16 protein-coding genes are annotated in these 14,068 nt (G+C 65.2%); 13 read left to right on the plus strand and 3 right to left on the minus strand.

The genetic code is table 11. The features are described 5' to 3' along the window. Positions 1–365: 365 nt before the first annotated feature. Positions 366–1,142 carry an enoyl-CoA hydratase gene (locus AAHM38_RS10030; protein ID WP_012763032.1) on the minus strand — a complete coding sequence of 259 codons (777 nt, stop codon included), beginning with the start codon at positions 1,140–1,142 and terminating at the stop codon, positions 366–368. Between the two features lie 83 nt (positions 1,143–1,225). On the opposite strand from AAHM38_RS10030, the gene paaG reads away from it, so the two are divergent. From paaG to paaK, 3 genes are all read left to right on the plus strand, one after another. Further along, entirely contained in the window at positions 1,226–2,014 is a 789-nt protein-coding gene (gene paaG / locus AAHM38_RS10035; protein WP_012763033.1) for a 2-(1,2-epoxy-1,2-dihydrophenyl)acetyl-CoA isomerase PaaG, read from the plus strand. A 4-nt stretch (positions 2,015–2,018) separates the two neighbouring features. Then, positions 2,019–2,486: a hydroxyphenylacetyl-CoA thioesterase PaaI gene (gene paaI / locus AAHM38_RS10040; protein ID WP_041668543.1), complete on the plus strand. Its 468-nt coding sequence runs from the start codon at positions 2,019–2,021 to the stop codon at positions 2,484–2,486. 203 nt (positions 2,487–2,689) lie between these two features. Next, a complete protein-coding gene (gene paaK, locus AAHM38_RS10045; RefSeq protein ID WP_012763035.1) occupies positions 2,690–3,994 on the plus strand; it encodes a phenylacetate--CoA ligase PaaK in 1,305 nt (434 codons plus the stop codon). A 12-nt stretch (positions 3,995–4,006) separates the two neighbouring features. Here paaK and mltA read toward each other — a convergent pair whose 3' ends face one another. Beyond that, entirely contained in the window at positions 4,007–5,161 is a 1,155-nt protein-coding gene (mltA, locus tag AAHM38_RS10050; protein ID WP_012763036.1) for a murein transglycosylase A, read from the minus strand. 74 nt (positions 5,162–5,235) lie between these two features. On the opposite strand from mltA, the gene AAHM38_RS10055 reads away from it, so the two are divergent. After that, positions 5,236–5,469 (plus strand): hypothetical protein, encoded by a 234-nt coding sequence (locus tag AAHM38_RS10055; protein WP_012763037.1) that lies wholly within the window; start codon positions 5,236–5,238, stop codon positions 5,467–5,469. Positions 5,470–5,476: 7 nt separating this feature from the next. Here AAHM38_RS10055 and apaG read toward each other — a convergent pair whose 3' ends face one another. After that, complete coding sequence (gene apaG / locus AAHM38_RS10060; RefSeq protein ID WP_009242005.1) at positions 5,477–5,851, minus strand: Co2+/Mg2+ efflux protein ApaG; 375 nt, start codon at positions 5,849–5,851, stop codon at positions 5,477–5,479. A gap of 143 nt (positions 5,852–5,994) precedes the next feature. On the opposite strand from apaG, the gene rpe reads away from it, so the two are divergent. The 9 genes from rpe (at position 5,995) to AAHM38_RS10105 (ending at position 13,726) form a co-directional block, all read left to right on the plus strand. Beyond that, positions 5,995–6,720: a ribulose-phosphate 3-epimerase gene (rpe, locus tag AAHM38_RS10065; RefSeq protein WP_012763038.1), complete on the plus strand. Its 726-nt coding sequence runs from the start codon at positions 5,995–5,997 to the stop codon at positions 6,718–6,720. Beyond that, positions 6,717–7,448, plus strand: coding sequence for a phosphoglycolate phosphatase (locus AAHM38_RS10070; RefSeq protein ID WP_012763039.1), 732 nt, complete (start codon positions 6,717–6,719; stop codon positions 7,446–7,448). The genes rpe and AAHM38_RS10070 overlap by 4 nt, the downstream gene beginning before the upstream one ends. A gap of 402 nt (positions 7,449–7,850) precedes the next feature. Continuing rightward, complete coding sequence (gene trpE / locus AAHM38_RS10075; RefSeq protein ID WP_012763040.1) at positions 7,851–9,383, plus strand: anthranilate synthase component I; 1,533 nt, start codon at positions 7,851–7,853, stop codon at positions 9,381–9,383. A gap of 16 nt (positions 9,384–9,399) precedes the next feature. After that, on the plus strand, positions 9,400–9,969 hold the full coding sequence (locus AAHM38_RS10080) for an aminodeoxychorismate/anthranilate synthase component II (RefSeq protein WP_009242001.1): 570 nt from the start codon (positions 9,400–9,402) through the stop codon (positions 9,967–9,969). Next, the gene (locus AAHM38_RS10085; protein ID WP_012763041.1) at positions 9,969–10,412 is read left to right on the plus strand and encodes a lysozyme inhibitor LprI family protein; all 444 of its coding nucleotides are present in this window, start codon (positions 9,969–9,971) and stop codon (positions 10,410–10,412) included. The genes AAHM38_RS10080 and AAHM38_RS10085 overlap by 1 nt, the downstream gene beginning before the upstream one ends. A gap of 13 nt (positions 10,413–10,425) precedes the next feature. Further along, positions 10,426–11,463, plus strand: a complete 1,038-nt coding sequence (gene trpD / locus AAHM38_RS10090) for an anthranilate phosphoribosyltransferase (protein ID WP_009241999.1) — start codon at positions 10,426–10,428, stop codon at positions 11,461–11,463. A gap of 1 nt (position 11,464) precedes the next feature. Continuing rightward, positions 11,465–12,268, plus strand: coding sequence for an indole-3-glycerol phosphate synthase TrpC (gene trpC / locus AAHM38_RS10095; RefSeq protein WP_012763042.1), 804 nt, complete (start codon positions 11,465–11,467; stop codon positions 12,266–12,268). 10 nt (positions 12,269–12,278) lie between these two features. Further along, a complete protein-coding gene (locus AAHM38_RS10100) occupies positions 12,279–12,938 on the plus strand; it encodes a CYTH domain-containing protein (RefSeq protein ID WP_012763043.1) in 660 nt (219 codons plus the stop codon). Further along, a complete protein-coding gene (locus AAHM38_RS10105) occupies positions 12,935–13,726 on the plus strand; it encodes a uracil-DNA glycosylase (protein WP_012763044.1) in 792 nt (263 codons plus the stop codon). The genes AAHM38_RS10100 and AAHM38_RS10105 overlap by 4 nt, the downstream gene beginning before the upstream one ends. Positions 13,727–14,068 lie beyond the last annotated feature (342 nt).

The raw sequence follows: 14,068 nt of genomic DNA on the forward strand, positions 1-14,068 counted from the left end.
TGTCGCTGTCAACAACTCGTCGAAGAATTTTTATCCACCAACGCGCTGCCAACCACCACCGAATCCCCAGCCAATCGCCAACCACCCAATCGACCGCAAACCCGCTCCAATCCTGCTTCTCCACCACCCAACACCACCACCGCCACTTGCGTTTCGGCGCTGTGTTTTGCAGCGAGGGGCGAACTATAGGCGGGTTCTTGGAGGTTGGCAACACCTTTGTCGTGACGGGTTGATGACGACTTCATGAAGAATGGCCGCCAACCCAGGCCGCACCTGGGATTGCGGCCGCCGAACACCTGGCGAGCGCGCGCGGGATACCCGAGACCATTACTCAGGTATTCCCGAAGTCACCCGCTATGCCGCCCTTATTGGTGCTTGAACGCGGGCGCACGCTTCTCGATGAAGGCGCGCATGCCCTCTTTCTGATCTTCGGTGGCAAACGTGGAATGGAACAGGCGGCGCTCCAGATGGACGCCTTCGCTGAGCGAGGTCTCGTAGGCCGCGTTGATCGACTCTTTGATCATCATGACCGTGGGCAGCGAGAAGCCGGCAATGGTTTCTGCCGCCTGGATCGCTTCGTCGAGCAGCTTGTCGGCGGGGATGACGCGCGAGACCAGGCCCGCGCGCTCGGCTTCCTCGGCGCCCATCATGCGGGCCGTCAAGCAGAGGTCCATGGCCTTGGCTTTGGAGACTGCGCGCGGCAGGCGCTGCGTGCCGCCTGCGCCGGGCATGGTGCCGAGCTTGATTTCCGGCTGGCCGAACCTGGCGGTATCGGCGGCGAGGATGATGTCGCACATCATGGCCAGTTCACAGCCGCCACCGAGCGCGTAGCCGGCCACCGCGGCGATCACCGGCTTGCGGATGCGGCGAATGGTTTCCCAGTTGCGCGTGATGTATTCGTTCTTGTAGACGGTAGCGAAGTCGTAATCGGCCATGGCGCCGATATCCGCGCCGGCGGCGAACGCCTTTTCACTGCCGGTAATGACAATGGCGCCAATGTTGGCGTCGGCATCAAAGGCAAGCAGCGCGGCGCCAAGTTCATCCATCAGCGCATCGTTGAGGGCATTGAGCGCCTTCGGACGATTGAGCGTAATAAGACCGACGCGGCCGCGCGTTTCGACCAGAATGTTTTCGTAGGACATGGAAGCTCCAGTGGGAATGGATGTAATATTAGCCGACCAACCGGTCGGTTAATCAATGAACCGATGACCGAGGAGGAGACAAGATGACCAGCCCGACCATTCTGCTTGACTGGCATGAACACGTGGCCACCATCACGCTGAACCGGCCCGATCAGCTCAACAGCTTCACGGCCGGCATGCACAGGGAACTGCGCGACGCGCTGGACAAGGTGGAGCGCCAGCGCGCCCGCGCCTTGATCCTGACCGGTGCGGGCCGCGGCTTCTGCGCAGGGCAGGATCTCTCCGAACTCAATTTCACGCCCGGGCAGATGACCGACCTGGGCCAGCTCATCGACGAGCAATTCAACCCACTGGTGCGCCGTCTGCGCGCCATGCCCCTGCCCGTGATTGCCGCTGTGAATGGCGTAGCCGCCGGCGCGGGCGCCAACCTGGCACTGGCGTGCGACATCGTGATGGCGGCCGAGAACGCGTGCTTCCTGCAAGCCTTCGTGAAGATCGGCCTGCTGCCGGATTCGGGCGGGACGTGGTTCCTGCCGCAGCGCATCGGGGTGGCACGGGCGATGGGGCTGGCAATGCTGGGGGAGAAGCTCGACGCCAAGACCGCGCTCGCCTGGGGCCTGATCTGGGGCGTCTATCACGACGCAAAAATTCTGATGACTGAGGTGAACTGCATGGCCGACCACCTGGCCAAGCAGCCGACACGGGCGCTGGCCGCCATCAAGCGCGCCATGCACGCGGCGCCCACACAGTCGCTGGACGCCCAGCTTGATCTGGAGCGCGACTTGCAGCGCGAACTCGGCAATTCCCGCGACTATGCAGAGGGGGTCGACGCGTTCCTCAACAAGCGCGTGGCGCATTTCACCGGCGAATAAGGACATCAGCGTGACAGAAACGACCCTCCACGATGCGCAGGCCCTGGCTGAAGCGGCCTGCAAAAGCATGTTCGACGCTGATGCCTGCACCCGCTGGCTCGGCATGCGCGTGGAGGCGGTCGCGCCCGGCTATGCACGGCTGTCGATGGCGGTGCGGCCTGAATTCCTCAACGGGCATCGCACCTGCCATGGTGGGCTCATCTTCACGCTCGCCGACTCGGCTTTTGCGTTTGCCTGCAACAGCCACAACCACAACACGGTGGCGGCTGGTTGCAGCGTCGAATTCCTGCGCCCGGCACACGGCGGCGATGTGCTCGTCGCAGAGGCAACCGAGCAGGTTTTATCCGGTCGCCATGGTATCTACGACGTACGCGTAACAAACCAGGCCGGCGAGGTGGTCGCCATGTTTCGAGGGAAGTCCGCGCAGATTCGCGGCCCGGCCATTCCGGTCACTGGCAGCGCAGAACCCTAGTTCGACTTCGATATAAAGCCTCCCACAAAACCGCATTCACCATTAGAGGACGCCTCATAACCTGTTCACGATCCGTAGCGAGCGGCCCGAGGTTGGCCCTGCGATGCTCACCGTACCTATGTACGGTTGCGCTGCTCGGCCAACCTCGGGACGTGCAGTAGGACCGTGAGCAGGTTCGCACGACGGCGCCCCGAGGAGACCGCATGCGCCCCCGCTCGACCGACCTGCCGCTCGATCCGATCGAGACCGCCAGCCGTGACGCCATCCAGGCGCTGCAGCTTGAACGCATGAAGCGCAGCCTCGCGCATGCGTACGAGAACGTGCCCGCCTACCGGGCCAAGTTCGACGCGGCGGGCGTGCATCCGTCGGACTTGCGATCGCTTGCCGATCTGGCGAAGTTTCCGTTCACAACCAAGACCGATCTGCGCGACAACTATCCGTTCGACATGTTTGCGGTGCCGCAGGACCGGATCGCACGCATCCACGCGTCGTCGGGCACGACAGGCAAACCCACGGTGGTCGGCTACACGCTGGCGGACATCGATACCTGGGCCGGGTTGGTGGCGCGCTCGATCCGGGCGGCGGGTGCCCGGCGCGGCGACAAGGTTCACGTGAGCTATGGCTACGGCCTCTTTACCGGCGGCCTGGGCGCGCATTACGGCGTGGAGCGCGCGGGGCTGACGGCCATCCCGTTCGGCGGCGGACAGACCGAGCGGCAAGTGCAGCTCATCAACGATTTTCAGCCGCAGATCATCATGGTGACGCCCAGCTACATGCTGGCGATTGCCGACGAGTTCGAGCGCCAGGGGATGGACCCGGCGGCGTCAAGCCTGCAGATCGGCATCTTCGGCGCCGAACCATGGACACCCGAGATGCGCAGCGCCATCGAAGCGCGCATGGGGCTTTCGGCAGTCGATATCTACGGCCTGTCAGAAGTGATGGGGCCCGGCGTCGCCAGCGAATGCGCCGAAACCAAGGACGGCCCGACCATCTGGGAAGACCATTTCTATCCAGAGATCATCGATCCGGAAACCGGCGAGGTGCTGCCCGACGGCGAATTCGGCGAACTGGTCTTCACGTCGCTGACCAAGGAAGCGATGCCCGTGGTGCGCTATCGCACGCGCGATCTGACGCGTCTATTGCCGGGCACCGCCCGCCCGGGCTTCCGGCGCATGGAAAAAATCACCGGGCGCTGCGACGACATGATGATCGTGCGCGGTGTGAACGTGTTCCCATCGCAGATCGAGGAATTGATCCTGAAGCACGCAGCGCTGTCGCCGCACTATCAATGCGTGCTGGGCAAGGAAGGACCGCTGGACACGCTGACGGTGCGGATCGAGGCGGCGCTGGGCGTGCCGGCTGAAGCGGCCCAGTCGGCGAGCAGCCAACTGGCGCACGACATCAAGTCGTTGATTGGCGTGACCGCCGCGATCGAGACGCTCGCCAGCGGTGGAATCGAGCGGTCAGTCGGCAAGGCGCGCCGCGTGGTGGACTTGCGACGCGGTTAGTCCGTGTCCGTCCTAGCGGGTGGCGACGCCGACGCTGCCGCCCTTCGGAACGAGCACCCACAGGCGCCCCGCCTGCTTCATGCGCCCGGCCAAGTCACCGGCGGCATCGCCATGGCCAAAGTAATAGTCGGCTCGCACGGCACCGCGAATGGCCGAACCCACGTCCTGCGCAAACACGAGCTTCTGGATCGGATCGGTCGACAGCGGCTTGGTCGTCGACAGGAATACCGGCGAGCCCAGCGGAATGTAGGTCGGATCAACGGCGATCGAGCGTTCGTCCGTGAGCGGCACGCCCAGCTTGCCGATCGGGCCGCCCGTGTTGCCGGGCGTCTCGGCAAAGAATACGTAGCGCGGATTGATGTTGAGCATCTCTTCCACACGACTTGGATTGGCGCGCGCCCAGGCCTTGATGCCCTGCATGGTCGCCTGTACGGGTGTGATCTCACCCATGTCGAGCAGCCAGCGCGCAAATGAGCGGAACGGCTGGTTGTTCGTACCACCCACGCCCAGGCGCATGATGCCGCCCTCTTCCAACTGGACCTGGCCCGAACCCTGAATCTGCAGGAACGCCGCTTCGACCGGATCGTCCACCCAGACAATTTCTTGCCCCTGAAGCGCCGGACTGCGGATCAATTGCGCGCGCGCCGGCAGCGTCTTGCCGCGCCATGCAGCGGGCATGCGGTACAGCGGCGTCTGATAGACCCCGTGGCGGGTGCGCGAGCCGCGCAGCAGCGGTTCGTAGTAACCGGTGATGAGGCCGCTGTCGGTGCCGTCCTCTTTCACCACGCGATACGGCGTGAAGTTGTCTTCAAAGAAGACTCGCATGGCGATCGGGTCGCCGGCATCGACCATCAGGCCAGCGGCGCACACGCGCGACCAATCGGCGCGGCGCTTCATCGCCTGGCAGTTGGATTGGAGCGCGGGCCAGGCAGAGGCGAGGTCATCGGCGGTCCACCCGGACACATCGGCCCAGGTGGCGGGGGCCAGATGCCCGCCGAGCGTGCCGGTGGGCGCTTGCGGCGTTTCGACGCGCGGCGGAGGCCCGCTCGTGCAGGCTGCCAGCATTGCGGCGACCAGGGCTGCGGCAAAGGAACCAAACCGGGCAGCCCATCGGCGGCGCAGAGCGTTGCGGGCTGGTGTCAATGCGTCCAAGGTTGCTGCTGTCATGCGTGTTTCATCCTGTCCGGTGCGGCCGCGAGCTTGGCTACAATGCCTCGCACCCGAGCTTCCCGCCGTCGACCATGAGCCAATTCTTTGAAAACCATCCGATGATGCTGTTCGGCCTGGAGGCCGGCGTGGCGCTGTTCCTGCTGATCTTCATCGTGATCTGGACCATGTCGGGCGCCAAGAAGCATCCGCGCCCGCTGCGTGCGCCTCCCGACCACCCGTCGCGCCACAGCGACGCAGCCAAGCCTTCGCAATCGACCGAAGCGGCGCCAAAAGATTCTCAAGCCGCCAATTCCGACGCGCCCTGATTCCCGATCAGTGCAGCATGCGCGGCATCACCAGCGCAAATTCGGGGATGGGGGCCTCGAAACGGTGGCCGTCTTCCGCCACGCAGAAGTATTCGCCGCGCATCGTGCCCACGGGCGTCTTGATGGTCGCCCAGCTCGTGTATTCGAACGACTCGCCCGGTGGCAGCAGCGGCTGATGGCCGACCACGCCCAGGCCGTTCACTTCCTGCACCTGCTCTTCGGCGTCGGTGATCACCCAGTGGCGGGAAATGAGCTGGCTCGGCACGTCGCCGGTGTTGCGGATGGTGATGGTGTAGGCGAAGGCGTAGTTGCCCTGCTCGGGCTCGGATTGCTCCGGCAGATAGCGCGTCCGGACCTGGACGGTGAGTTCGTAGCTGGGCATGTCGATCCACAATCAGAATTGGCGCCCATTGTGCGGCATGGCCGTGGCAGCGGCAAGGCGCGGGCAGACGGCCGATCCGGCTAAAATAGCGCCCTTCTTTGCGCATTCGCGTGAAAGTTCGCGCGCCTTATCCGTCTCCCATCATGTCCGCAGCCATCGATCCGTCCGGTTTCCGCATCGCCCCGTCCATCCTGTCCGCCGACTTTGCCCGCTTGGGCGAAGAAGTGCGCCGCGTGCTCGAATCGGGCGCCGACTGGATTCACTTCGATGTGATGGACAACCACTATGTGCCGAACCTGACTGTCGGGCCGCTGGTCTGCGAGGCGATCCGCCCACACGCGCAAAAGGACGGCAAGCCGGTGCCCATCGACGTGCACCTGATGGTCAGCCCGGTTGATCGCATCATTCCGGACTTTGCCAAGGCCGGCGCCGACCTGATCACGTTCCACCCGGAAGCTTCCGAGCACATCGACCGCTCGCTCGCGCTGATCCGCGACAACGGCTGCAAGGCCGGCCTCGTCTTCAACCCGGCCACGCCGCTGCACTATCTTGACCACGTGATGGATCGCCTGGACATGGTGCTGATCATGTCGGTCAACCCGGGCTTTGGCGGCCAGTCGTTCATCCCGGAGGCGCTGAACAAGCTGCGCGCCGTTCGCCAGAAGCTTGACGCATACCAGGACAAGACCGGCCGAAAGATCCTGCTTGAGATTGACGGCGGCGTGAAGGCCGACAACATCGCCGAGATTGCCAAGGCCGGCGCCGACACGTTCGTCGCGGGTTCGGCCGTGTTCAGCAAGCCGGATGCGGATGGCGGCTACCGGGGCACCGTGGGCGCGCTGCGCCAAGCGCTGGCCCCCCTGGCATGACGACGGGCGTGCTACCCGCCGGCCCCGTTCGCGCCGTCATCATCGACCTCGACGGGACGATGGTCGACACGGCGGGCGACTTCCACGCCGCCATCAATGCGATGCTGGGGGCGCTTGGCGCCACCCCGGACATGCCGTCCGAGGAAGTGGTCGGCTACGTCGGCAAGGGCTCGGAAAATCTGGTGCGGCGCGTGCTTGATGCGCGCTTACCGCCCGCCCAGGCCAACAGCCGCTTTGCGGAGGGGCTGGAGGCATACCAGCGCGCCTACATCGCCATCAACGGACAGCACGTGAACGTCTATGACGGCGTGCGCGAAGGGCTGGCGGCACTGCGCGACATGGGCATCGCCCTCGCGTGCGTGACGAACAAGCCACACGATTTCACGCAGCCGCTTCTGGCGCAACTCGGCCTGAACACGTATTTCGACCTCGTCTACCCAGGCGACGCCTTCCAATATCGCAAGCCCGATCCGTACCCCATGCTGCGGGTGGCCGAGGCATTTGGCGTGGCCCCGGCTGAAATCGTGGCCATTGGCGACTCCGAAAACGACGCCCGCGCGGCCCGTGCCGCCGGCATGCGCGTGCTGGCGGTGCCGTATGGCTACAACCACGGCCAGCCTATACAGGGCGCGGGAGCCGATGCTATAGTCGACACACTTTTTGCGGCAGCCGAGTTGATCCGGCCCTATGCAGAGCCACACAACGCCGTCTCTGCCGCTTCCAACTGACGATCCATGTTCCTGAATCGCAAACGCGTCGACGCTGGTGGTGACCGGGGGGCCTGGCCCTGGCGGCCCTGGCACGCCCTCGTCCGGGCGTAAGCGTTTGCACGGCTGCTGATCGTTCTTCCTCGGTTTCGGCATTCCGGCGCGTCACGAGCGCGCCGCCCAAACCACCCCCCGCGTCTCCCGCCCCAAACGCTGACCGCCCGCCGGTCTTCCGCTGGCCCGCTATCGGCTGCGGGCGACCCTTGCGGGATCGCACAGTCGCTTTTACGACGTTCGCGCGTTCCCATCCCTGATGTTCTGCTAACGTTCCGACGGCATCATTGACGCTCTTGCGTTTGCCGTGGAGCGAACGCATGCCGGCGGGCGCGCACCTGCCCGCTCGGCAAATCGACCCGACCGCTCATGACCGAACTCGAATTCAAATCGCTGGCCGACCAGGGCTACAACCGCATTCCGCTGATTGCCGAGGCATTGGCCGACCTGGAGACGCCGCTGTCGCTGTATCTGAAGCTGGCGCAATCGCACGATCGCGGCACGCATACGTTCCTGCTGGAATCGGTGGTGGGCGGCGAGCGCTTTGGGCGTTACTCCTTCATCGGCCTGCATGCGCACACGCTGCTGCGCGTGAAGGGCAATCGCACGGAAGTGGTGACCGACGGCAAAGTCGTGGAAACGAACGAAGGCAATCCGCTGGACTTCATTGCGGCGTTCGAGCGCCGCCAGAAAGTCGCTCTGCGCCCGGGCCTGCCCCGCTTCTGCGGCGGCCTCGCCGGTTATTTTGGCTACGACGCCGTGCGCTTCATCGAGCCGCGTCTGGCTGAAACCGCCCCGCCCGATGATCTGCAACTGCCCGACATCCAGCTCATGCTCTGCGAAGAGTTGGCCGTCATCGATAACCTGTCAGGCAAGCTTTACCTGATCGTCTACGCCGATCCGTCCAAGCCCGAGGCGTATTCGCACGCCAAGCAGCGCCTGCGCGCCCTGCGCACCAAGCTGCACCAGCCGGTGGATGTGCCGGTGACTTCGCCGTCGGTGCGCACCAACACCATCCGCGAGTTTGACAAGACGGACTACATCACCGCCGTACTCAAGGCCAAGGAATACATCGCCGCCGGCGACATGATGCAGGTGCAGATCGGCCAGCGCCTGGTCAAGCCGTTCCGCGACGCGCCGCTGTCGCTGTACCGCGCGCTGCGCTCGCTGAACCCGTCGCCGTACATGTACTTCTACAACTTCGGCGACATGCAGATCGTCGGGGCATCGCCGGAAATCCTGGTGCGTCAGGAAGAGCGTCGTGTGCCGGCTGCTGAAAACAATGGCAACGGCACCGACGAATCCGCCCGCATCGTCACGATCCGCCCGCTGGCCGGCACGCGCCCGCGCGGCAGCACCCCGGAACGCGATGCCGAACTGGCCACCGAACTGCTCAACGACCCGAAGGAAATCGCCGAGCACGTCATGCTGATCGATCTGGCGCGCAACGACATCGGCCGCATTGCCGAAATCGGCTCCGTCAAGGTGACAGACCAGATGGTCATCGAGAAGTACTCGCACGTGCAGCACATCGTCAGCTCGGTCGAGGGGCGCCTGAAACCCGGCATGACCAACATGGACGTGCTGCGCGCGACCTTCCCGGCGGGCACGCTCTCGGGTGCGCCCAAGGTGCGCGCGATGGAGATCATCGACGAGCTGGAGCCGGTCAAGCGTGGCATCTACGGCGGCGCGGTGGGCTACCTTTCGTTCTCGGGCGAGATGGACCTGGCGATCGCCATCCGCACCGGCATCATCAAGGACGGCAATCTCTATGTGCAAGCCGCCGCCGGCGTGGTGGCCGACTCGGACCCGGATGCCGAATGGAGAGAAACCGAACACAAGGCGCGCGCCGTGCTGCGTGCGGCCGAGCAAGTGCAAGACGGCCTCGACGCCGATTTCTGAGGTCAAGGAGACCACCATGCTGCTGATGCTCGATAACTACGACTCCTTTACCTACAACATCGTCCAGTACTTCGGCGAACTCGGCCAGGACGTGCACACGGTGCGCAACGACGAGATCACGATCGAAGAGATCGAAAAGCTGAATCCGGAGCGCATCTGCCTGTCGCCCGGCCCGTGCACGCCGACGGAAGCCGGCATTCTCGTTCCGGCGCTCAAGCACTTTGCGGGACGCATGCCCATCCTGGGCGTGTGCCTCGGGCACCAGGCCATTGCCGATGCATTTGGCGGGCGGGTGATCCGCGCGCAGAAGGTGATGCATGGCAAGGTCAGCACGATCGAGAACACCGGCGTGGGCGTGTTCGCCAATCTGCCGCGGCATTTCAAGGTAACGCGCTATCACTCGCTCGCGATCGAGCGCGAGACACTGCCCGACTGCCTGGAAATTACCGCCTGGACCGAAGACGGCGAAATCATGGGCGTGCGCCACAAGACGCTGCCGGTGGAAGGTGTGCAGTTCCACCCGGAATCGATCCTGTCGGAACACGGCCACGCGCTGCTCGGGAACTTCCTGAAGGAACGCGTCTAATGCGCGGCGCGTGCGCGATTGCCATGCCGCTGGCGCTGGCGCTGATGGCAAGCCTGCCAGCGATGGCCGGCACGCTCGAAGCCTGCCGCGCCGCCCAGCCCGAGGTCGGCAACGTCGCCCAATGCGTGCAGACCGCACGCAAGGCGGCGCAAGCGGAACTGGCATCTGCCGAATCGACACGCCGCACTGCGTTACGCGCCCGCATCGCTGCCAACAAAAGCATGGACCGCGGCGCCGCCATGGCATTCGACCGCACCGTGCGCGCACACCAACTCTATCGACAGGCCGAATGCGACCTGTCCCGCCGCCTGGCCCGCAATACGCCTGATGCCGACCTGGCTGAAGCCGCGTGCGAGGCCGATCTGTCGCGCGAGCGCATCGGCGCCTTGCGCGACGCCGCACAGCCGGCCACCCCGGCTGCGGCCCCGGCAGCGCCCAACTGAATACGAAACGACCATGACCATTACACCGCAAGAAGCGCTGACGCGCTGCATCGAGCACCGCGAAATCTTCCACGACGAGATGCTGCACTTGATGCGGCTCATCATGCGCGGCGAGATGTCGCCCGTGATGGCAGCCGCCCTCACCATGGGGCTGCGCGTCAAGAAAGAGACCATCGGCGAGATCGCGGCCGCTGCCACCGTCATGCGCGAATTCGCCACCAAGGTCGACGTGCCCGCTGAGGTGTCCGACCACTTTGTCGACATCGTCGGCACGGGCGGCGACGGCGCCAACACCTTCAACATCTCCACCGCCTCGATGTTCGTGGCAGCAGCCGCCGGCGCACGCATCGCCAAACATGGTGGACGCGGCGTCAGCTCCAAGTCGGGCAGTGCCGATGTGCTCGAAGCGCTGGGCGTGAACATCATGCTCACGCCCGAGCAGGTGGCCGAATCGATCGAAACGGTCGGCATCGGCTTCATGTTCGCGCCCAACCACCACCCGGCCATGAAGAACGTCGCCCCGATCCGCAAGGAGCTGGGCGTGCGCACGATCTTCAACATCCTGGGGCCGCTGACCAACCCGGCCGGCGCGCCGAATATCCTGATGGGCGTGTTCCATCCGGACCTGGTCGGCATTCAGGTGCGCGTGATGCAGCGGCTGGGCGCGAAGCACGCCGTGGTCGTCTACGGCAAGGACGGCATGGACGAGGTGTCACTCGGCGCCGCCACGCTGGTCGGGGAACTGAAGGACGGCGTGGTGACCGAATACGAAATCCATCCGGAAGACTTTGGGCTGCAGATGGTCTCCAACCGCAGCCTGAAGGTGGCCGACGCCGACGAATCCAAAACCATGCTGATCGAAGCGCTGGAAAACAAGCCGGGCACGCCGCGCGAGATCGTCTCGCTCAACGCCGGTGCGGCCCTGTACGCGGCCAACATCGCCGGCTCGATCGGCGACGGCATGAAGCTGGCCCGCGAAGCCATCGCCTCGGGCGCCGCGCGCGCCAAGCTCGACGAACTCGTGCGCGTCACCAACCAGTTCAAAGCCTGATATGTCCGACATCCTGCAGAAAATCCTGGCCGTGAAGGCCGAAGAAGTGGCCGCCGCGCGCAAGCACCGCGACCTGCCCAGCGTGCGCGCCGAAGCCGAAGCCAACCGCACCGACAGCACGCTCGGCGCCCGCGGCTTTGCCAAGGCAATGCGCGACAAGATCGCCGCCGGCAACGCGGCGATCATCGCCGAAGTGAAAAAGGCGTCGCCGTCCAAAGGCGTGCTGCGCCCGAACTTCAAGCCCGCCGACATCGCCCGCAGCTATGCCGAGTACGGCGCCGCGTGCCTCTCCGTCCTGACCGACGAGCAGTTCTTTCAAGGCCACGCCGATTACCTGCGCGAAGCCCGCGCCGCCTGCACGCTGCCGGTGCTGCGCAAGGATTTCATGGTCGACTTGTACCAGGTGTACGAAGCGCGCTCATGGGGCGCGGACTGCATCCTGCTGATCGTGGCCGCGCTGGATCAGGGCCTGATGGAAGAACTCGAAGCGTGCGCGCTGGAACTCGGCATGGACGTGCTGGTAGAAGTGCACGACGGCCACGAACTGGACCGCGCGCTGCGTCTGCAAACGCCGCTGGTGGGCGTGAACAACCGCAACCTCCGCACGTTCGAGACGTCGCTCGACAACACTCTCGGCCTGCTCAAGCACATGCCGGACGATCGCATCGTCGTCACGGAATCCGGCATCCTCACGCCGGACGACGTGCGCAAGATGCGCGCCGCCGCCGTCAACGCGTTCCTCGTCGGCGAAGCCTTCATGCGTGCAGACGACCCGGGCGCCGAACTGGCCCGCCTGTTCGCCTGAGCGCCACACCATGGCCCGCGAGATTGAACTGAAGCTGGCCGTTTCGGCCGGCACGCACGACGCACTGGTCAGCTGGCTGGACGCCAATGCGCGGGCGGCCGGCTCGGTGGAATTGGCGAACGTCTACTACGACACACCCGACCAGGCGCTGGCGCGCAGCCGTGCCGCATTGCGCGTGCGCCGTCAGGGCAGCCAATGGCTGCAAACGCTGAAGACCGCAGCCGTGAGTACGTCCGGTCTGAGCGCCCGCCACGAATGGGAGGTGCCGCTGCAGAACGACGCACTGTCCGTCGATGCCTTCGTCGCCAACAACGCCAGTGAAGCAGCCGACTATGTTCGGCCCCACGCGGCGGCGCTCGTCCCGCTGTTCCGCACGGACTTCACGCGCCGCCTGTGGCACGCGAAATCCGAGGGCGGCGAGATCGAGATTGCACTGGACGCCGGCGCCATCCTCATCCCCGGCACCCAGGCGCGCGAGCCGATCGACGAGCTGGAACTGGAGTGGAAGCCCGCCGCCGGCAGCACGCTCAGCGAAGACACGATTGCCGAGCGTCTGCACGCCTGGACGAAAAAGCTGCGCGCCGCCGTGGCCGGTCTCACGCCGCTCGACATCAGCAAGGCGCAACGCGGCTACCGGCTGCACGAGAAAACCACCGGGGGCCAGCCGTGACGCAACGCGCCAATCCGGCGCAAGCCGCCCTCTTCGACGAACCGGCAGCAGACACCACCGCCGTAGGTTTCACCCCGCTGGCCCAGCAGTTCGACGCCCTGCCCGCTGATTGGAAGGCAATCCTCACGCCGTGTATCGCGCAGACCAACTGGCCGGAGCTATGCGCCTTTGTCGATGGCGAGCGCGCAGCCGGCAAGCCGATCTTTCCGACGGACGTTTTCCGTGCCCTGCACCTGACGTCAGTGGACGATGTGCGCGTCGTCATCCTCGGCCAGGATCCGTACCACGGCACGGGCACCGTCGATGGCCGCGAGATTCCGCAGGCGCACGGCTTGGCGTTCTCGGTGCCGGCCGGTGTGCGCGTGCCGCCCAGCCTGCGCAATATCTACAAGGAAATCGAAGCGGAATTCGGCTGCAAGCTGCCTGGCGCCTCCGGCAACCTGGAGGGCTGGGCACAGCAAGGTGTCCTGCTGCTCAACACGGTGCTCACCGTCGAACAAGGCCAGGCCGCCAGCCACGCCAAGCGCGGCTGGGAACGCATTACCGATTGCCTGCTGGAGCAACTGGCGCGTGTCGGCCACAAGCGCGTGTTCATGCTGTGGGGCAGCCACGCGCAAGCCAAGCGGGCGCTGCTGTCGGACGGGCATCTCGTGCTGGAGGCGCCGCACCCCTCGCCGCTGTCGGCGCATCGCGGGTTCCTGGGATGCGGGCATTTCAAGACGGCCAATGATTGGCTGGCGGCGCAGCGCCAACCGACCATCGATTGGCTGAAACCGCAGGCCGCTTGAACGGCGCGGGCCAGGCGGCCCGATCGACGAGCCCCAAAGCGTCGGCCTTGACCGTCTGAGAGACGAGTTCGGTGCTCCAGGACTCAACGTTGAATCATTGAGGCCAGGCTTCGACTCTCCGAGACTCGACTTCGACTCTCCGAGACTCGGCTTCGACTCTCCGAGGCTCGGCTTCGACTCTCCGAGGCTCGACTTCGGCCCTCCGAGGCTCGGCTTCGACCCTCCGAGACTCGACTTCGACCCTCAGAGGCTGACCTTTGACGCTCGGATACTGGGAGTCGACGGTCTGACGCTGGACGTCGGCTCCTTGAGCCCCGTCGTCGAGGGTCCAAGGCTCAGCGC

This window comes from Ralstonia sp. OTU4908 (genome assembly GCF_038440115.1).
In the GTDB taxonomy this organism is placed as follows: domain Bacteria; phylum Pseudomonadota; class Gammaproteobacteria; order Burkholderiales; family Burkholderiaceae; genus Ralstonia; species Ralstonia pickettii.